Source organism: Rhodococcus artemisiae (genome assembly GCF_036327795.1).
In the GTDB taxonomy this organism is placed as follows: Bacteria; Actinomycetota; Actinomycetes; order Mycobacteriales; family Mycobacteriaceae; genus Rhodococcus; species Rhodococcus artemisiae.
This window is the reverse complement of the sequence record NZ_JAUTXY010000002.1, coordinates 262,401-281,492: the sequence shown is the minus strand read 5'-3', so window position 1 is coordinate 281,492 and position 19,092 is coordinate 262,401. Positions and strand designations below refer to the sequence as shown.

Below are 19,092 nucleotides of genomic sequence, written 5' to 3'. Positions count from 1 at the left end.
ATTCATCGAGCCACGCTCCCCACTAAGCAGGAAGACTTACCTTCTCTCCGCAGGCGTTTCGCCTCTCCGCCCGTCCAGCGGCGAGGATGTTTCGTGCTGCATTGACATCACGATCGTGGACCACACCACACCCCTGACAGGTCCACTCCCGCACCGAGAGCGGCTTCGGCCCGTCCAACGCCCCACACACCGAGCACAGCTGCGACGACGGAAACCACCGATCCACCTTCACGAACACCCACCCATACCGGGCGGCCTTCTCCTCCAACAACCGGGTGAACATCCCCCACCCGGCATCGTGCACCGACTTCGCCAACCTCGTCCGCGCCAACCCGGTGACGCACAAGTCCTCGACATAGATCGCTTGGTTCTCGCGAATCAGTGTCGTGGACTGACTGTGCGCCCACTCGCTGCGGGCATCGGCCACCCTCGCGTGGGCCTTCGCGACACGGATGCGTGCCTTGGCCCGATTCCTGCTGCCCTTGTCCTTGCGAGACAGGCTCTGCTGCGCCTTGCGGAGTCTGCGTTCGGCCTGGCGGAAGAACGTCGGCGACTCGATCACCTTCCCATCCGACAGGACCGCAAACGTCGTCAAACCCAGGTCGATCCCCACCTCCGCACCGCACTCCGGCAACGGCACATCGGTGGTCTCCACCACGAACGACGCGAAATAGCGGCCCGCCGCATCCTTGACGACCGTGACGCTGCTCGGCTCCGACGGCAACTCCCGTGACCAGGTGACTTTCAGTTCGCCGACCTTCGCGATATACAACTTCCCGTTGTCCCGGATACCGAACCCGTTCCGAGTGAGCCGGATCGACTGCCGAGTGTCCCTGCGAGACCGGAACCGCGGAGCCCCGACCCTGCGACCCTTCCGCTTCCCGGACAGCGAATCGAACCAGTTCCGATACGCGCGACGCGCGTCCTGACAGGCCTGCACCAACACCACCGACGCCACCTCGGACAGCCACACCCGCGGCGGAGTCTTCTTCGCGTCGGTGACCACCTGTTTCTGCACGGCGGTGTCCGAGATTTTCACCCCCGCCGCATACGCGTCCTGCCGGGCGCGCAACGCATCGTTGAACACCACCCGCGCGCATCCGAACGACCGGGCCAGCATGTCCTGCTGGCCGGGCGTCGGATACACGCGGTAGCGGTATCTGAGTTGCACGCCCGCACCGTACAAGCGACCACCGACACACACCGCTCGAGGGATCGGCTGTCCCGGCCGTGAAGGACCGGGCTTGCGCCGAAGATAGTGCGGTCACAAGACCCCCACATGTCTACTCACTTCGGCATCAGGACGAACACTGGTATCTCGCGTTCGATCCTTTCGGCGTACAGATCGTAGTTCGGCCACGTCGCCACGAGTACACGCCACAGGGCTTCTCGTTCGGCGCCTGCGGCGATCCGCACCGACACGGCGCTGTCGATGCCGCGGAACCGCACGGAGGCACCGTCGGCCGCGCGAAGGTTGTGCACCCACGCGGGCGGGTCGGGGTTTCCCCAATTGGAACCCGCAACCAGCCAACCCCCGTCGTGCGGCACACAGAGCAGCGGCGTTGTGTGCGGCACACCGGTCTTCCGTCCGACGACCGTGAGCATCAGTTCAGGTAGCCCGGAGGCCGTCAGTAGCGTGAGTCGGCCCCGCGTCAGCTTCTGGATGGCGCGGTCCACCCCGACGATGACACGCGCGTAGCGCGGGAGCCATGGCCGAGCACCCAGGTGGATCGCCACCCGGCGGAGAGGATTCACCGGCTCAGCGACCCCACCCTGCGAGCACGGTCCGGACTGCAGCGACCAGGGCAAGCGGCTGATCGAACATCGGGTGGTGCCCGGCGACAGGTAGTTCCACCATCGTCGCGTCAGGACCGAGCTGCTCCCGAATCTGCGACAGCAACGGTTCCCGGATGATCCCGTTCTCGCATCGGTAATACGTGAGAGGGCAGGTCTGGTGCAGCTCCTCGAGGCTGCGGCGAGCCTCACGACCCATGCGCAGATTGTCGAACTTCCACGACCAGCCCCCGTCGACCTCCTTCAACGAGGTACGGGCGATGTGGTCGAACACGAACGGCGCGGCCTCGTCCTGCGGTGGTACGAGCCGGAACCGCGCAACCGCGGCATCGACCGACGGGTACACCTTCGGCGGCCCGGCATTCGCGACCGTCTTCGCACGCATCTCGAGTTCCTCGGGGGTCATATCGCGAATCGGGGAGTCGAGTATGACTACACCGGCGAGCCTGCCACCATGCAGTGCGGACGTCACGAACGAGACGATTCCGCCCATGCTGTGGCCGACCAGAACGGGGGGACCGGCAATCCCGCCGTGCTCGGCCGCACCGAGGACCTCGTCGGCCCAATGCTCGAGGCTGTAGCACTCGCGATGGTCACTGTCGCCGTGTCCGCTCATATCGAGTGCGACGACGCGACGACCGACCGCCAGCTGCGGTCCGATGTGGTCCCACCAGCGTGAATGTGCCATACCGCCGTGGACGAGAACTACACCGGGTGAGCCCGCTTCACCCCACGCACGGTAGGAGATCGTCGCACCCGACACCGTATAGGTTCCGGTCTCGACGGGCGCGGCAAGGGCATCCACGAACCACTGCGGAGCAGGACCGTTCTCATTGCTCATTACCCGAACTTATGCGAAGTGTGACGCTCACCAACAATTGGGCCAGGAATTCGATCCGACGCCCATCCCGGTGGACAGTCAGTCCTCGCCCGGGATCGCGCGGTCGACGGCCGTCCGCACCAGATCTGCGGCACGCTTCTCGTCGAAGATCCCCGGGAGCGTGAGACGGTCGAGGATGAGCCAGTTCAATGTGAGATACAGGAGCACGACGGCATCTTCACCGCCGGGCAATCCGGATTCTCGATAGTTACTGATATTGAAATCCAGATCAGCGCGCACCCGGTCGGTGAGCAGAGCCTGCAACTCGGGTCGTCGGGTCGCCTCGAGCCGGAGTTCGAGGATCGCGAGATAGCCCGTGCGGAATCCGGAAACCCGCTCGACCACCTCGGTCATCAATTCGGTCATGGATTCGCGCGTCTGCAGCTGGTGAGACTGCTCCATCCTTTCGTCACTGGGCACGAGTCGCTCGTAGTAGCGGTGCCCCACTTGAACGAGCAGGTCGTCGCGGTTCGAGAAATAGTTCGATGCGGTACCAGCAGGTACCGCAGCCTCCTTGTCCACCGCCCGAAATGTCAGCCCCCGGGCCCCTTCTCGGGCCAGGACCTCGATCGATGCATCCAGCAGGGCCTGTCGCCGCTCAGGATTCGTACGAACCACTTGACACCACTCCATCCGTAGTACTACGTTCAAACCACTTCAGACATAGTACTACGGAGGTGCAGTGACTATGCGAAAGCTTGTCTACTACGCGGCGGTCTCTCTCGATGGCTACATCGCAGGCCCCGAAGGAGAATTCGAGTTCTATCCGATGAGCGACGACATGTCGTGGATTCGTGAGCGCTATCCGGAATCGATCCCGACCGAGTTGCGCTCCCAGATCGACATGCCGACCGACACCCCGAACCAGGCGTGGGACACCGTGCTGATGGGCCGCAGCACTTACCAGGCCGGCGGCATGACCAGCCCGTACGCCCACATGAAGCAGTACGTCTTCTCTCGCACACTCGAACCGGTCGACAATCCACAGGTGGAGGTCGTGGACACCGATCCGGTCGAACTGGTCCGCACACTCAAGGGGCAAGAGGGGCTCGACATCTGGCTTTGCGGAGGTGGAAACCTCGCAGGTCAGCTCGTCGACGAGATCGACCGACTGATGTTCAAGAGCTACCCGGTGATCGCGGGTGGCGGCATCTCGGCGCTGGCCGGGAACTTCAGGCCGACTCAGTTCCGTGTGGTTCGACGTCGAGAGTTCGACAGCGGCATGCAGCTCACCTGGTTCGATCGCACCTGAGTCGACGCCCACTCACCGAGAAGTCCGGCTCCCCGGCCTCCCCACGTCCCGACAGGCGGTATCCCAATGCGAAAGCAACACAGTACCTACCCGACCCGGATCCACCAGCAGCGCTCGATGACACGAACGGTGCCTCCTCGCGTGATCACACCCAAGGGCGGAACGCAGCGGACCGGCCGACGCGGAGCCAGGTAGCACACCTACGCTTCCACGTGCGACTACGGTCGAGATGATGATCGCCTTCCCCTCCATCGACGCCACGCCCGCACTCCTCGTCGACCGCGCCGTCCTCGACGGCAACATCGCACGCATGGCAGCATCGGCGCGCGAACGCGGTCTCGATGTACGACCGCACGCAAAGACCCACAAGTGCATCGAGATCGCCCATCTCCAGCTTGCCGCCGGCGCGCGGGGACTTACCGTCGCGACGGTGTCCGAAGCGGAGGCCTTCGCGCAGGCCGGGTTCGACGACATCTTCATCGCCTATCCACTCTGGGTCGACGCCGCGCGCGGCGCACGATTACAAGCCCTGTCCGAGACCGTGCAGCTCACCGTCGGGATCGACTCCGCGGCCGGCGCTCGGACACTCGCCGACCACTGCGACACCTCGATCGGCGTGCTGGTCGAGATCGACAGCGGACACCACCGGACCGGTGTCGCGCCCGAACAGGCCGGCGTCGTCGCGAGTGAGGCGCAAGCCCTGGGCCTGAATGTACTCGGCGTGTTCACCTTCCCCGGTCATTCCTACGGTCCGGGTCTGCCTCATGTCGCTGTTGCCGAGGAGACCGATGCGCTCGCCGTCGCGGCTGCGGCATTGCGCGACGCCGGGATCGATCCGGTGGTGATCAGCGGCGGTTCGTCACCCACCGCGCTGATCGAGACTCCCAGCGTCGCAACCGAGCTACGCCCCGGCGTCTATGTGTTCGGTGACGCTCAGCAGCTCGAACTCGACGCGGTGACCGAGGCGGATATTGCACTCACCGTACTGGCAACAGTGGTGTCGGCTCGCGGAGAGGTGGTCGTGCTCGACTCCGGAAGCAAGACGCTCGGAGCCGACCGCGCATCGTGGGCCACCGGATACGGTCGTATCCTCGGTGAACCGGACGCGCGGATCACTGCCCTCTCGGAGCATCACGCCACCGTGGGGTGGCCGAATACATCCACCCGTCCCGACCTCGGACAACGGGTGCGAGTGATTCCCAATCATGTCTGCAACACGGTCAACCTCGCAGATGAGCTGATTGTGACAGACGGGCGCCACGCCGACGCGGTAGTGGACCGATGGCGGGTCGCTGCGCGAGGATGCAACACGTGACACCCGTATTGTTACGTCGCGTCGCCCTCTCCGCCCTGGCGGTTCCACTCGTCGCGTGTTCCTCTCCGGAGGAGGCACCCGCGACACCCACCCCCTCCACTCCTGCGCCTGCAGACCCCTCACCGCGTGTCACCGACACCGTCGCGTCCGGTCTCGAGACACCGTGGGGTATCGCTTTCCTTCCCGACGGGGCAGCGCTGGTCACCGAACGCAACACGGGCCGGGTCCTCGAGATCGGCACAGGCCAGCAGGTCCGGGAGGTCGACAGGATCGCCGAAGTGGTCGCGCAGGGAGAATCCGGCCTTCTCGGCATCGCGGTCTCGCCCACCTTCGACACCGACCGTTTCGTCTTCCTCTATGTCACAACGTCCTCCGACAATCGCATTCTGCGCGCCACGTACGACGGGGAGGCACTCACCGACCATCAGGTGATCCTCGAGGGCATTCCCGCCGCACGAGTCCACGACGGCGGGCGGTTGCAGTTCGGGCCCGACGGCATGCTGTACGCCGCGACCGGGGAGGCCGGCGATCGACCTCTCGCTCAGGATCCGGCGTCGCTCGGTGGAAAGATCCTGCGGGTGACGATGGACGGTGAGCCGGCGCCGGACAATCCCGACCCGAATTCTCCGGTGTATTCGCTCGGTCACCGGAATGTGCAGGGCCTCGCGTTCGATGACGACGGCAGGTTGTGGGCGTCCGAATTCGGGCAGAACGATGTGGACGAACTCAACGAGATCGTCGCGGGCGGCAACTACGGCTGGCCCGAGGTAGAAGGCAGCAGTGATAGGGACAACGGAGGCGAGTACATCGACCCGGTTGTGACATGGCCGGTCTCGCAGGCGTCACCGTCCGGAATCGCCTACGACGACGGCAACCTGTGGATGGCCTCGTTGAGGGGAGAACGTCTGTGGCGCATCGGTATCGCGGATGCAGGCATCGACGATTTCAGCACAACCGAGTTCTTCACGGGCGAATACGGGAGGCTGCGGACCGTCGTCGCTGCACCGGACGGATCACTGTGGCTGACCACGTCGAACCGTGACGGTCGCGGGGAACCCGCGGACGACGATGACCGCATCCTCCGTATCGAGAATCCCAGTATCGAGAATCCCTGAAGGTCAGGGAACGAGAACGACGATCGTCTCGGCGACGAGAGCCGGCTTGCTGCCGCCCTCGATCTCGACGGTGTAGCCCACAATGAGGTTGGCGCCCTTCGCGGTGCGCTCGAACGACTTGAACTCGGCCGAGGCGCGAACCTTCGAACCCACCGGGACCGGCGTGGGGAAACGCACCTTGTTGGCACCGTAGTTGACCTTCATCTTCACACCTTCGAGCGAGAAGATCTGCGCGCCGAGCACGGGAAGCAACGACAGCGTGAGGTAGCCGTGGGCAATCGTCGCGCCGAACGGGCCACCTGCAGCTCGCTCGGGATCGACGTGGATCCACTGATGGTCGCCGGTCGCGTCGGCGAACAGGTTGACCCGTTCCTGGGTGATCTCGAGCCAGTCGCTCTGGCCGATGGTCTCGCCGACTGCCTTCTCGACCTCGTCGATTCCGTTGAAGACCCGCATGTTCGACTCCTGTAGTTGGTATGTGGCGTCAGCGTCCGGAACGCCGGAGGGTGACGCGATAGGTGTAGTGCTCGGGCAGAAAGTAACTCACCGACAACTCGGTGGGAACCCCCGCCTCATTCGAATACAACCGATCGACCCGCAACAACGGATGCCCGATCACGCAGTTCAGAACCTCCGCGACCTGCTCGGATGCAGCCGCGACGGTGATCGATTGCGCAGCCTCGACGATCGGACTGTTCAGATATGGCTCGAGCAACCCGATCACGGTGTTGCGGCTGGACGCACCGAGCTGCAGTGCAGGCTCGTCCAGCACATCCGCCGCAACATCGTCGGGAAGGTGGATCGTGGTATGCACGAACGGGATCCCATCATGCACACGTCGCAACACCACGGAATACAGCAGATCGGTGTCGAGGCGCAGACGACTCGCTGCATCGATATCGACCCCGCGCCTCAGCGGCGACACGATCTCCATGACCGTGTCCGCCGACAACGCGAGCAGATCTTCGATCGAGCCGAGCTGGCGACGGTAACGCTTGCTCGACTCGTTCGCGAACGTACCCCGACCGGGCACGCGGTAGACGATCCCGTCTGCAACCAGATCCTGGAATGCCCGCCGCACTGTCTGACGGCTCACCCCGTGCTGCTCCGCAAGCTCCGCTTCCGTCGGCAGACGCACACCGTCGTTGTACCGACCGGCTTCGACGGCATCGCGCAGTTGACGCGCGAGTTGCGCGTATGCCGGTTCCGTCTCACGTGTTCTGCTGTCCATGGCGGAGATGATCCTAGTGGGCGACCATCAGAGGCCACCACGCGCCACGAGCTGCGACGCGATCACATTACGCTGAATCTCGTTGGTCCCCTCACCCACGATCATCAACGGCGCATCACGGAAATACCGCTCCACGTCATACTCCGTCGAATACCCATAACCACCATGAATCCGCACCGCATTCAGCGCGATCTCCATCGCAACCTCCGAGCAGTACAGCTTCGCCATACCCGCCTCCATGTCGCAACGCTCACCACTGTCGTACTTCTCCGCCGCATACCGGGTCAGCTGCCGCGCCGCCGTCAACTTCGTCGCCATCTCCGCCAGATAATTACCGATCGACTGATGCTTCCAGATCGGCTGCCCGAAACTCTCCCGCTGCTGCGCGTACGCCAACGAATCCTCCAGCGCAGCCGCAGCCACACCCAACGCGCGCGAGGCGACCTGCAACCGGCCCGTCTCGAGACCCTTCATCATGTGCCCGAAACCCTTGCCCGGCTCGCCGCCGAGGATCGCGTCCGCCGAGATCCGGTACCCATCGAAACTGAGCTCACACGACTCGACACCCTTGTACCCGAGCTTGGGCAGATCCCGCGAGACCGTCAGACCCGGACCGTGCTCGACGAGCACCACCGAAATCCCTTTGTGCCGCGGACTGGCCTGCGGATCGGTCTTGCACAGCAACGCGATCAACCCCGCACGCCGCGCATTGGTGATCCACGTCTTCGACCCGTTGATCACCAGATCGTCACCGTCACGCTTGGCGGTGGTGGTCATCGCCTGCAGATCCGAGCCGCCGCCGGGCTCCGTCAACGCCATCGTCGCGCGGATCTCACCGGTCGCCAGCTTGGGCAGGTACTTGGCCTTCTGCTCCTCCGTGCCGAACAACACGAGCAGCTTCGCGACCACGGTGTGCCCGCCCATCGCACCCGAGAGCGACATCCAGCCGCGTGCGAGCTCCTCGGTGACCTGCACGTAGCACGGCATCGACACCGGCGATCCGCCGTATTCCTCCGGCACCGCGAGCCCGTAGATGCCGATCTGCTTCATCTGCTCGATCCACTTCTCGGGATACTCGTTCGCATGCTCGATTTCCTGCACCGACGGCTTGACCTCGCGGTCGATGAAGTCGCGGACGGTCTTGACCAGGAATGTCTCTTCGTCGTTCAGGTGGTTCACGGAAGTCCTTAGGCTCGTCGCGGGTCCCGGTGACAGGGACGCACACTTTGTACGGCCATTTTGGTTAGCCGCACCAGTGCTTGTCAATCGCTGACCCCACTCTGCCAGCACTCCGAGCCAGTGATATCAGTGATCCGTGTCGCTACCGATACCTATAGAACTGGCGCATCACGCCACAATGGCCGTACATTTATCGATGTTCCCCACCCGTCGAACTCCACGAGGTTCCCCGTGACTTCCGAGCAACACCTTCGCCGGCGAGCGGTGCTCGTCGCCCCCGGCTCCGACGAACGTAAGGCAGGCAAGGCACTCGCCTCCGCCGCCGACGAGGTCGTCCTCGACCTCGAGGACGCGGTCACGCCCGACCGGAAGCCCGCCGCGCGCGACCTCATCGCCCCCCTGGTCCGTGATCACGGCGCCGGCCGCACCGTGTCGGTGCGTATCAACGGACGCGGCACCGAGTGGTTCGAGGACGACCTGCGCGCGTGCGCGGAGCTCGGCACCGCACTCGCGTCGATCGTGTTCCCGAAGGTCGAGAGCGCCGACGATCTCACCGAGGCCCATCGCATCCTCGGTGAGAACTCCGGTGTCGGGATCCAGGCCCTCATCGAGACCCCGGCCGGTGTCCAGAACATCGACGAGATCGTCGCGGGCCCCCGCGCCGTCGGCGTCATCATCGGCTACGCCGATCTCGGCGCCGCACTGGGACGCGCGCGCACCGCACTGCCCGAACACTGGCTGTATGTCCAGGATCGCGTGCTACACGCCGCGCGTGCCGCAGGCCTGCAGGCGATCGACGGCCCGTTCCTCGGCATCGCCGACGACGACGCATTCCGTCACTCCGCGCAGTGGGTGTCCGATCTCGGATTCGACGGCAAATGGGTCATCCACCCCGCCCAGATCGAATCCGCCACAGCTGCGTTCACCCCCACCGACGAACAGGTGGAGGCGGCCCGAAAGGTTCTCGCCGCTCTCGAAGGAGCCGAAGCGCGCGGAGCCGGAGCCGCACAGCTGGACGGCCAGATGCTCGACGAGGCCGTCGCTGTCGCCGCCCGCCGCACCCTCACCAAGATCGGAGCCTGAACATGTCCAGCAACCACGCGCCGGTCGGCGGACCGTACTTCGACGAACTGACCGTCGGTCAGGCGTTCGACACCGCGCCTGCCGTCACTCTCACCGACGGTCTCGCTGCCGCGCACCAGTCGATCCTCGGCGACCGTCTGCGTCTGCCCCTCGACAAGCACCTCTCCGCCCGGGTCACCGGCGGCGCGGTCGCACACGCCGGTTTCGTCACCGACATCGCCATCGGTCAGTCGACGCTGGCCACGCACCACGTCAAGGCCAATCTTTTCTACCGCGGCCTGCGCTTCCGCCGGTTCCCCTACATCGGCGACACCCTGTACACCACCACCGAGGTCGTGGGGCTGAAGGAGAACTCGGCCAAACCGGGCCGCAAACCCACCGGTCTCGCAGCGCTGCGCATGAACACCGTCGACCAGGACGGCAGGACAATCCTCGACTTCTACCGGTGCGCGATGCTGCCGTTGAGCGAGAGTCCCGACCGGAACCGAGTGGTGCACACCGACGACCTGTCGGCAATCGGCCCCCAGGACGATCCGCACTGGGCCGTCCCCGAGGGATGGAACCTCGACGAATACCGCACCTCGGTACCGGGAGCGCACTTCGACGCGTCACTCGCCGGATCGGTGCTGCAGTCCAGCGGCGACGTCGTGTCGAGCGCACCCGAACTGGCACGGCTCAGCTTGAACATCGCAGCGACTCACCACGACGAGCGAGTCGGGGCCGCGGGCAGGCTGGTGTACGGCGGGCACACGATCGGCCTGGCGTTGTCGCAGGCGTCGCGGGCACTGCCGAATCTGGTGACGGTGCTCGGCTGGAAGTCGTGCGATCACACCGGGCCGGTGCACGAGGGCGACACCCTCACCAGCGACCTGCACGTCGAGTCCGCAGAACCCCTCGCCGAGGGTGGTGGCGTGCTGAATCTGCGGTCGCTCGTCTACGCACACCGCACCGACGCCGAGCCTGCACCCGTCCTGGACTGGCGTTTCAGCGCGCTCATGGCGTGACATCACGTTGACAGCAAAGGGCGGACCGGCATTTGGGTCCGCCCTTCTGCTGTCTGTGCCGATCGCTCTGTGCGCGCTGATCAGAACGCGCTGCGACCACCGTCGACCGTGTAGATACCACCCGTCACCCAATCAGCTTCGTCGCTCGCGAGGAACAGGGCGACCGAAGCAAGGTCGTCCGGGGTCCCGAGACGGCGAAGCGGGAACCGATTCGCCACCTCGGCATCGATGGCGGTCTGGTCGGCATCGGCGGCTGCCGCACCACGGTCCACGCGCGATTGGTAGACGAGTGGCGTGGGTATGGTGCCAGGACATATCGCGTTCACACGCACGTTGTCGGGCCCGTAGGTAACCGCCATCTGCTTGGTCATGGCAATGACACCGCCTTTGGCTGCGGTGTAGGGAAAGATGCCGGGCAGGCCGATCAGTCCACCCATGCTGGCCTGGTTGATGATCGACCCGGTACGCCGTTCGATCATGTGCGGCAGCGCGTACTTCGACGTCAGCCACACTCCCTTGAGGTTCACGCCGATCACCTTGTCCCACTCGGTTTCGGTCGTATCCGCGGCGTTTCCGGCGCCGTTGACACCGGCATTGGCGAAGACGACATCGAGCGTGTCGAACTCCGAAAGAGTCTCGGCGATCATGCGTTGGGAATCCGCATCCGAGGTGACATCTGCGCTCACCGCCAAAGCGCGCCCGCCCGACGTTCGAATCTCGTCGGCCACCCGGCCTGCCGCGGCGAGGTCGAGATCGACCACAGCAACGGCAGCGCCTTCCGCTCCGAAACGGAGCGCGGTGGCCCGCCCGAGTCCGGATCCTGCGCCGGTGATGAGTGCTGACTTACCGGCGAGGCGTCCGGTCGAAGCCATGAGTGCGCCTTTCGATTCTCGAGGGATACAGCGTCGAACAAGTCCGACGAAACAGGATGTCACACAAGTATCGTCGAATGCGCCGGTCTACTGCGCGGTGAGGCCGCCGTCCGCGGCTACGGTAGAACCTGTCATGTAGGAGGACTCGTCGGAGATCAGGAACCCGATGACCGACGCCATCTCGTCGACCTCGGCACGGCGACCCAGCGGTGTCTGTGCCAGCGCCGTACTCGTGACGCCACCGGCTTCCCGCGCCCGCTGTGCGAGCGGTGTGTCCACCACACCGGGGCACAGTGCGTTGGCCCGGACACCGCGATCCGCGTAACCGACTGCGATGGATCGGGTCAGTCCCAGCACACCGGATTTCGACGCATCGTAGCTGCAGGTGTTGGTGTTCGCGGAGATGAGCGAGGCCACCGAACCTATGGTCACGACGGACGAGCGACGTTCCTGCAGCATGTGGTGCAGCGCCGCCCGGACCGACAGAAACGAGCCGGTGAGGTTGATGCCGACCACGTCGTGCCAATCCTGAACCGACATCTCGTGCACCAGAGCGGACTTCGCGATTCCCGCGCACGTGACGATCCCGTCGAGTCCGCCCAGCCGGGCTGCCGCGTCGTCGATCGCCGGCCCTACCGAGTCGGGATCGGACACGTCGGCGCGGACGGCGACCGCCGTCGCGCCCTCGCTTCGGAGTTCGGTCGCGAGCGCCTCCGCCGCCGCACCGTCGAGATCGAGCACCGCAACCGCGGCACCCTCCTTCACCAGTCGCCGAGCAGCGGCGGCACCGATACCACCGGCGCCACCGGTGACGAGAACCTTGCGTCCTGCGTTGCGTCCTTCGGTCATTCGGGAGTTCCTCTCAGCTGATGCGGAGTCCGCAGTCGACGGGGATCGAGATAGCCGTGACGTACCGGGCCTCCTCGGATGCCAGCCACAGCACGGCGTTGGTGATGTCCTCGGGCTCGACCCACGCCATGTCCATGATGTTGCGTCCACGCGCACGCTCACGCAGGTCTTCGATGGTCGGGTTCTCGAGATCCGGGCAGAACACCCGGAGCGTCGATTCGCTGAAGAGCATGTCGGTGCCGACGTTGCCCGGATGGACCGCGTTCACACGAATGCCCTGGCCTCCGTACTCGGCCGCGAGGGTCTGCATCAAGCCGACGACGCCGTGCTTCGATGCGTTGTAGTGGGCGACGTTGCGCGAGCCGTTGTAGGTGACGACCGAGCTCGTCAGCACGATCGAGCCGCCGCCGGTGCGCAGCATCTGCGGAATCACGGCCTTCGACGTCTTCCACACACCCGTGAGGTTGACGTCGATCATGTCCTGCCACTCGTCCTCCGTCAGTTCGACGGTGGGACGGCAACCGCAGACACCCGCGTTGGCGCTGACGATGTCGATCCGGCCGAACTGCTCGACACAGTCTGCTGCCGCCGCATCGAGGCCGGCCTGGTCGCGCACGTCGACCTTGCGGGTGATGATTCGTCGACCGGTCTTCTCCACGAGGCGGGCGGTCTCGGCGAGGTCCTCCTCCGTCGCCATGCCGTAGGTCAACGACGCGATGTCCTCGCATGCATCGGTGGCATAGATGTCGGCGCCCTCCTGCGCGAGCCGCAACGCATGCGACCGCCCTTGCCCGCGGGCGGCACCGGTGATGAAGGCGACCTTCCCGGCCACCCGTCCCTGAGTGTCGGTCATTCGACGTTCCTTCGAGTTCGTAGTTGCAGTTGCTTGTGCCCGGCTGTGTAGTGCCCGGCTATTTCATGCCCAGTAGCTGCGCCGGGTTGTCACAGGTCATCACCTTCAGATCGGCTTCGTCGATACCCTCGTCCCACAACGCGTTCACGTAGGAGTGCAGGCCCTCCGCGGGGTGAGGGACCTTCGTCGTCCACCCGTAGTCGGTCGCGAGCACGACCCTTGCGGGGTCCAGACGCTTCAGTGCCGACACGACACTCGCGAACGTCGACGGTTCACCCATACAGGTGTGGGCTGCGAACTCGATGCTGGCGCCGAGGTCTGCCAGTTCGACGACCTCCTGTTCGGTCAGGCGCGGACCCGTCGTCGCATGCATCGCATGGGTGACGAGGACACGACCCTTCGACGCGTATTCCCTTACCACGGCGAAATGTTCGGCGGTCGATACATGGCCGGTGGCGAGCACCGCGTCGTACTGGGTGATCAGGTCGAGGATCGTGCGCACCTCGGGGACGATCGCCCCGTCCGTATCGATGACCCGAATCCCTTCTTCCTTTTCACCGAAGAAGGTCTTCACCTTCGCCGGCGCATCCTGCTCGGACGACAGCGTAGGCAACCAGACGACTTTCGCTCCGGCCCGCAGGGCGCATTCGACCGCGTGCGGGTTCAGGCCTCCGACGGGATGGTCGAGGCAGATACCACCGATCGACTGCACTTCCGGAACCGCGAGATTGGCGAGATGCGCCGCGACCGTCGACGGGAATTCGTGCGCCTTCAGGACGATTGCTCTCATGCCGTGGTCGGCGGCCTCTCGTGCCGCCTCGACCGGGTCGACGCTGTGCGGGGACTTGGCCGCCATCTCCACGAGCGGTTCCGGACCGAAATGGCAATGCATGTCGATCGCGCCGTCGAGGGCGATCGCGGCCGTACCCGAGCGACGTTCGGTCATCTTGTACCCCTCATGCAGAAACGTTCCGGAGGGGGCGCAGGGGGCATCCCCTCCGGAACGTGGTCGGTGCCGGCCTCGAATGTCAGGACGGACGGTAGGGAAGGAAGATCTCTTCGTACACTCGCTGGACGTACGGATCGATGTCGATCTTGCCCGGCGAGTACCAGGTGGCGAATCCGTTGTAGTCGGTTTCGTTGGTGTATCCGAGTTCGCCGACGATGCCACTCCACTTGTCGGCGCTCTCACGCACCGTGGTGACGAAACCTGCACCGTCGCTCAGGCCACTGTTGCCTGCGATCGCATCGACGATCTTGTCGTTCGCGTCCTGCACCGCGACGCGCGAGTCGTCGGCGAACGGCTGGATGGTTCCGCCGTATTGCTGGATCTCCTGGACGGATTCGACGGTGACAGGCCAGATCTTGCCTTCGATACTGCCGGTCATGAAGGCGTCGAGGCGATCCCACATGAGTTGTTGCGCGACGAGCGGAAGCGATTCCCACACATCGAGGTTCATGGCCATGTTGCCACTCGGCACCGCGAGGCCCGCCTGCGGATCGATCACGGTCTGCGGTGCGACCTCGAGGATGCCGCCGATCTGCGCGGCGGCAGGGCTGAGCATCGAGCAGTCGATCACGCCTCGCTGCAGTGCCTCGTATGCCTCCGTGTAGGCGACGGAGGTCGGGGTCGAGCCGAGAGCTGAGACCTGCTGGGTACCGGCGGTGCTGCCGACCGAGATGCTGCGGCCCTGGTAGTCGGGAAGCGCTGTGCGATTCTCGGAGCAGAACAGTGCGTTCATGCCTGCGTTGTAGGCGGGAAGCATCAGCTTCATGCCTTTGTCCTCGAACTCGGCAACGATTTCGGGCGTGTTCAGCGCAACGTCCGCGGGCCACGCATTCGACTGGAGCACACCGGTGACCACGCTCTGGTCCGACAACACGCTGGCGTCGAGCAGAGCGGATGTGGCCGGGAACTCCTGCGGCTCGTACACGGCGAGAACCTGTCCGATGTCGAGCCGGCCGTCGACGATAGCGTTGTCGATTTCGGTCGACTTCGCGATCGCGTCGGAGTACGCGATATCGAAGGTGATCTTGCCGTCCGACCATTCTTCGACCGCGGACGTGTACGCATCGATGAACGCACCGCCGGTCGAGCCCTGCGTGCTGGGTGACTGCGTGTACAGCACAATCGGGTCCACGTCGGCGAAGGCCTCGTGGTACTCCTCGATCGTCGCACCGAAGGCAACACCCTCTCCGCCTCCGTTTCCACCTCCTCCACCGGAGGAGGTTTCGGCGCACCCGGCTAGGAACAGCGCTCCCGCCGCCACGAGAACGCCGGCGCGGGGAAGCATGCGCGCTCGGGAGAATGTGACCACTTCGGACTCCTTCGTCAGGATCGACCGCGAGACCCGGTGATACCGGTGCATTTCCGGATCCTCCACTCGGAGTGATCACCCTCACGGTTATGGTGCTAATCATGCGACTGAATTAGGGCGCTGTCAAGACCCTCATTCAGCTGTGACGCCACCGTCCACGAGGATCGCCTGACCGGTGATGTAGGAAGCGTCGGACGACGCAAGAAATGCTACGACAGAGGCGATTTCATCCGCTTCACCATAACGACCGAGGGGCACGCTCAGCGGCTTGGAGGGGTTCTTCACCGTGCCACTCGTCGGCACGATCGCGGCCGTGTTGGCACTGAGGTTGGTGCGGATCGCCCCCGGGCAGACGCTGTTGACGCGGATTCCTTGCGGCGCGTACTCGACCGCGAGTGTCTGGGTGAGCATCTTGACGCCGCCCTTCGACGCGCGATACGGCGCGAGACCACCCTGCGTCGCGATGAACGACGACGTCGAACCGCAGGTCACCACCGAGCCACCGCCCCGGCGGAGAAGCGAAGGCAGGGCGCTGCGAATGGTGAAGAAGGTGCCGGACAGATTGATGTCGAGAACCCCGTACCAATCCTCCCGAGTCACGTCGTGACTGTCGAGACGCGCACCGCTCACGCCGGCCGCTGTGAACACCACGCTGATCTCACCGAGTTGTGAGACCACGTCGGCCACAATCGCGTCCAGCGCCTTGTCGTCCCGCACATCGGCCGCGAACGAGGCCGCCGTACCACCCGAGTCACGAATCTGCGAGGCAGTGGCTTCAGCGTTGTCGACGTTGACGTCGACGACCGCGATTACGGCGCCTTCCTGTGCCAACCGGATGGCCGAGGCCGCGCCGATCCCCGAGCCGCCACCCGTCACCAGCGCGATGTCGCCCTCGAGGCGACGCATGGTTGTGGTCATCTCCATCTCCTGTCAGATCCCGACCAGGTCGGCCAGCATTTCGTTGTGGTACACCTTGTTTCCGAACAGCGGCTCGATCGCCTTCGCTCGACGGAAGTAGAGGTGTGGGTCCGCTTCCCACGTGAATCCGATGCCGCCGTGGACCTGAATGTTCTGTGAGGCGCACAGCGTGAGGCACTCTGAGCCCTGCGCCTTGGCCATCAACGCAGCAAGCCGCAGATCCGGCGACTCGTCGGCGGCGGACATCGATGCGAACATGACGGTTGCCTCTGCGGAGTCGATCGCGATCGCCATGTCGGCACACTTGTGTTTGATCGCCTGGAACGATCCGATGGGCCGGTTGAACTGCACCCGCTGCTTCGCGTAGTCGACCGCCATCTCCAGAACCGCCTTCGAGGATCCGATCGCCTCGTTGGCCAGCAGGATCCTGACGAGGTCGACGACCCGCACGATGGCGGCCTGATCGGAACCCAGCAATTGCGCGGAGGCTCCGGACAGCTCCACGGACGCCAGTGGGCGCGTCAGGTCGAGCGTCTCGCGCGACTCGATCGTCACGCCGGGCGCAGTCGCCTCCACCACATACAGCGCGACCGCGTCACCGGACGGGGTCAGTGCAGGCACGACCAGCAGGTCTGCGATGTGGCCGAACGCGACGTAATCGACCCGGCCCCAGAGCACATGACCGCCGAGTACATGATCGTCGCCTTCGGCCGACGCGCGGACGGTTGCACCGTCCACGTCGAGGTCGCGGTTGCCCGACAGCGCCAACGTGCCGATGGCCTCACCCGACGCCAGCCCCGGAACCAGTTCCACCTGCTGCGACGGCGAACCCAACCCCCGGATGGCTTCCAAAGCACCGATCGTGGTGATGACGGGCACCGGCGTCAGCGTGCGACCGAGCTCCTGCACCACCACACATGTTTCGAGCAGACCGAATCCGCTCCCACCCAACTCCTCGGGAACGTGGATGCCGGGCACGCCCATGTCGGAGGTGAGCAGCTGCCAGGTCGCCGAATCGTATCCACGAGTCTCGGCTATCTCGCGCACCCTGGTGATCGGTGCGCGTTCCGACAGGAGCCTGCGCAGAGAGGCTCGGAATTCTTCTTGATCATCATCGAATTCGAAATACACGTGTGTTCCGTTCTGCCGTAGATCGGCGGACTACTCGATCAGGCGGTCTTACGTCGCCCGATGTCCTGGAACGGGCCGCCGTCGAGCCTCGGTTCCTTGGGGAGCCCCAGCAACTGTTCGCCGATGATGTTGCGCTGGATCTGCGAGCTACCGCCGTAGATGGTCGCCGCGCGAGCGTAGAGCGCGATGTCGTCCCAGCATCGCGAGGAGTTCTGGGTCCCGGGCTGCGGGGTGACCAGAATTCCGTTGTTGCCCTGCCCTTCCGGCGTCAACGCCTCGAGCCCGAGGATCTCGAGACCGATCTCGGTGTAGCGCTGGAAGAACTCGGCCCAGTAGATCTTGGAGAACGAGCCGTCGGTGCCGGGGCGACCGCCCGCGAGCAGCTTCGTCAACGCGCGGTAACCGCGGAAGCGCATGGTCTGCACCCGCTGCCAGCACCACGCGAGTTCCTGACGGATATGCGGATCGGCCGTGAGCCCACGCTCGCGGGCCAATTCGATGAGGCGGTCCACCTCGCGGCCGAATCGCACCGCATCGGTGGTCGCGCGAACCCCACGTTCGAAGCCGAGAAGCGTGTTGGCCGTGTGCCAGCCACCGTTGACCTCACCCAATACGTGACCTACCGCAGTGCGTGCATCGGTGAAGAACACCTCGTTGAACGCGACGTACCCTGCGGCATTGAGGATCGGTCGTACCTCGATCCCGGGCTGGTCCATCGGAACAAGAAGGAACGACAGGCCCTTGTGCTTGACAGCGGTCGGATCGGTGCGGCAGATCGCGAAGATCCAGTTCGCGCTACTCCCCGCGGAGGTCCACGTCTTCTGACCGTTGATGACCCATTCGTCACCGTCGAGCACCGCGCGCGTCCGCATACCGGCCAGATCGGATCCGGCCTCCGGCTCCGAATATCCTTGGCACCAACTGATCTCCCCGGACAGTGTCCTGGGGATGAAGTATTCCTTCTGCTCTTCGGTGCCGAGCACCGCGAGGGTGTTGCACAGGAGTTTGATGCCGAGGGTGTCGTTCTCGGTCCCTTCCGGAACTCCGAGGCGCATCAGTTCCTCGTTGAGCACGACCTGCTCGATATCGGACAAGCCACCGCCGCCGTATTCACGCGGAAGTGACACTGCCAGGAGATCATTGTCGGACAGTACTTTTCGCCACGACTCGAGAAATTCTTCCTGTTCGCCCCCGGGAAGGGCGCCGATCCCTTTCCAATCGTCCGGCAGACTCGACTCGAGGAGTTCGCGGAGCGACGCCCGATACTGCTCCGCCTCCGGCGGATAGGTGATGTCCAT

The 19,092-nt window shown here is 64.7% G+C and carries 20 protein-coding genes; 5 read left to right on the top strand and 15 right to left on the bottom strand.

Going from position 1 to position 19,092, the window contains the following annotated elements; all coding sequences use genetic code 11:
* Positions 1-22: 22 nt before the first annotated feature.
* From Q7514_RS05615 to Q7514_RS05600, 4 genes are all read right to left on the bottom strand, one after another.
* Positions 23-1,171, bottom strand: coding sequence for an RNA-guided endonuclease InsQ/TnpB family protein (locus Q7514_RS05615; RefSeq protein WP_330132265.1), 1,149 nt, complete (start codon positions 1,169-1,171; stop codon positions 23-25).
* A 116-nt stretch (positions 1,172-1,287) separates the two neighbouring features.
* A complete protein-coding gene (locus Q7514_RS05610; protein WP_330132264.1) occupies positions 1,288-1,755 on the bottom strand; it encodes a nitroreductase family deazaflavin-dependent oxidoreductase in 468 nt (155 codons plus the stop codon).
* A gap of 4 nt (positions 1,756-1,759) precedes the next feature.
* A complete protein-coding gene (locus Q7514_RS05605) occupies positions 1,760-2,635 on the bottom strand; it encodes an alpha/beta fold hydrolase (RefSeq protein ID WP_330132263.1) in 876 nt (291 codons plus the stop codon).
* Positions 2,636-2,713: 78 nt separating this feature from the next.
* On the bottom strand, positions 2,714-3,292 hold the full coding sequence (locus Q7514_RS05600) for a TetR/AcrR family transcriptional regulator (RefSeq protein WP_330132262.1): 579 nt from the start codon (positions 3,290-3,292) through the stop codon (positions 2,714-2,716).
* A 70-nt stretch (positions 3,293-3,362) separates the two neighbouring features.
* Between Q7514_RS05600 and Q7514_RS05595 the strand changes: the two genes are divergently transcribed.
* The 3 genes from Q7514_RS05595 to Q7514_RS05585 all read left to right on the top strand — a co-directional run bounded on the left by Q7514_RS05595 (position 3,363) and on the right by Q7514_RS05585 (position 6,356).
* Entirely contained in the window at positions 3,363-3,926 is a 564-nt protein-coding gene (locus tag Q7514_RS05595) for a dihydrofolate reductase family protein (RefSeq protein WP_330132646.1), read from the top strand.
* A gap of 232 nt (positions 3,927-4,158) precedes the next feature.
* The gene (locus Q7514_RS05590; RefSeq protein ID WP_330132261.1) at positions 4,159-5,241 is read left to right on the top strand and encodes an alanine racemase; all 1,083 of its coding nucleotides are present in this window, start codon (positions 4,159-4,161) and stop codon (positions 5,239-5,241) included.
* The gene (locus Q7514_RS05585) at positions 5,229-6,356 is read left to right on the top strand and encodes a PQQ-dependent sugar dehydrogenase (protein ID WP_408016037.1); all 1,128 of its coding nucleotides are present in this window, start codon (positions 5,229-5,231) and stop codon (positions 6,354-6,356) included. The genes Q7514_RS05590 and Q7514_RS05585 overlap by 13 nt, the downstream gene beginning before the upstream one ends.
* Before the next feature lie 3 nt (positions 6,357-6,359).
* On the opposite strand, the gene Q7514_RS05580 is transcribed toward Q7514_RS05585, so the two are convergent.
* Genes Q7514_RS05580 through Q7514_RS05570 form a run of 3 tightly spaced genes read right to left on the bottom strand, consistent with a single transcriptional unit; the run spans position 6,360 to position 8,766 of the window.
* Entirely contained in the window at positions 6,360-6,812 is a 453-nt protein-coding gene (locus tag Q7514_RS05580) for a MaoC family dehydratase (protein WP_330132259.1), read from the bottom strand.
* Positions 6,813-6,840: 28 nt separating this feature from the next.
* Complete coding sequence (locus tag Q7514_RS05575) at positions 6,841-7,587, bottom strand: GntR family transcriptional regulator (RefSeq protein WP_330132258.1); 747 nt, start codon at positions 7,585-7,587, stop codon at positions 6,841-6,843.
* A gap of 27 nt (positions 7,588-7,614) precedes the next feature.
* Positions 7,615-8,766, bottom strand: coding sequence for an acyl-CoA dehydrogenase family protein (locus Q7514_RS05570; RefSeq protein WP_330132257.1), 1,152 nt, complete (start codon positions 8,764-8,766; stop codon positions 7,615-7,617).
* A 231-nt stretch (positions 8,767-8,997) separates the two neighbouring features.
* Here Q7514_RS05570 and Q7514_RS05565 point away from each other — a divergent pair, with 231 nt between their 5' ends.
* A complete protein-coding gene (locus Q7514_RS05565; RefSeq protein ID WP_330132256.1) occupies positions 8,998-9,849 on the top strand; it encodes an HpcH/HpaI aldolase/citrate lyase family protein in 852 nt (283 codons plus the stop codon).
* Positions 9,850-9,851: 2 nt separating this feature from the next.
* Positions 9,852-10,853 (top strand): MaoC family dehydratase, encoded by a 1,002-nt coding sequence (locus Q7514_RS05560; protein ID WP_330132255.1) that lies wholly within the window; start codon positions 9,852-9,854, stop codon positions 10,851-10,853.
* Between the two features lie 80 nt (positions 10,854-10,933).
* Here Q7514_RS05560 and Q7514_RS05555 read toward each other — a convergent pair whose 3' ends face one another.
* From Q7514_RS05555 to Q7514_RS05520, 8 genes are all read right to left on the bottom strand, one after another.
* Positions 10,934-11,725: an SDR family NAD(P)-dependent oxidoreductase gene (locus tag Q7514_RS05555; RefSeq protein ID WP_330132254.1), complete on the bottom strand. Its 792-nt coding sequence runs from the start codon at positions 11,723-11,725 to the stop codon at positions 10,934-10,936.
* 87 nt (positions 11,726-11,812) lie between these two features.
* On the bottom strand, positions 11,813-12,574 hold the full coding sequence (locus tag Q7514_RS05550) for an SDR family NAD(P)-dependent oxidoreductase (RefSeq protein ID WP_330132253.1): 762 nt from the start codon (positions 12,572-12,574) through the stop codon (positions 11,813-11,815).
* 13 nt (positions 12,575-12,587) lie between these two features.
* Positions 12,588-13,427 (bottom strand): mycofactocin-coupled SDR family oxidoreductase, encoded by an 840-nt coding sequence (locus tag Q7514_RS05545; protein ID WP_330132252.1) that lies wholly within the window; start codon positions 13,425-13,427, stop codon positions 12,588-12,590.
* 58 nt (positions 13,428-13,485) lie between these two features.
* Entirely contained in the window at positions 13,486-14,373 is an 888-nt protein-coding gene (locus Q7514_RS05540; protein ID WP_330132251.1) for a DUF6282 family protein, read from the bottom strand.
* Between the two features lie 82 nt (positions 14,374-14,455).
* Positions 14,456-15,796: a type 2 periplasmic-binding domain-containing protein gene (locus Q7514_RS05535; protein WP_330132250.1), complete on the bottom strand. Its 1,341-nt coding sequence runs from the start codon at positions 15,794-15,796 to the stop codon at positions 14,456-14,458.
* A gap of 81 nt (positions 15,797-15,877) precedes the next feature.
* Positions 15,878-16,663: an SDR family NAD(P)-dependent oxidoreductase gene (locus Q7514_RS05530; protein ID WP_330132249.1), complete on the bottom strand. Its 786-nt coding sequence runs from the start codon at positions 16,661-16,663 to the stop codon at positions 15,878-15,880.
* Positions 16,664-16,675: 12 nt separating this feature from the next.
* Positions 16,676-17,794 carry an acyl-CoA dehydrogenase family protein gene (locus Q7514_RS05525; protein ID WP_330132248.1) on the bottom strand — a complete coding sequence of 373 codons (1,119 nt, stop codon included), beginning with the start codon at positions 17,792-17,794 and terminating at the stop codon, positions 16,676-16,678.
* Positions 17,795-17,832: 38 nt separating this feature from the next.
* Positions 17,833-19,092, bottom strand: a complete 1,260-nt coding sequence (locus tag Q7514_RS05520) for an acyl-CoA dehydrogenase family protein (protein WP_330132247.1) — start codon at positions 19,090-19,092, stop codon at positions 17,833-17,835.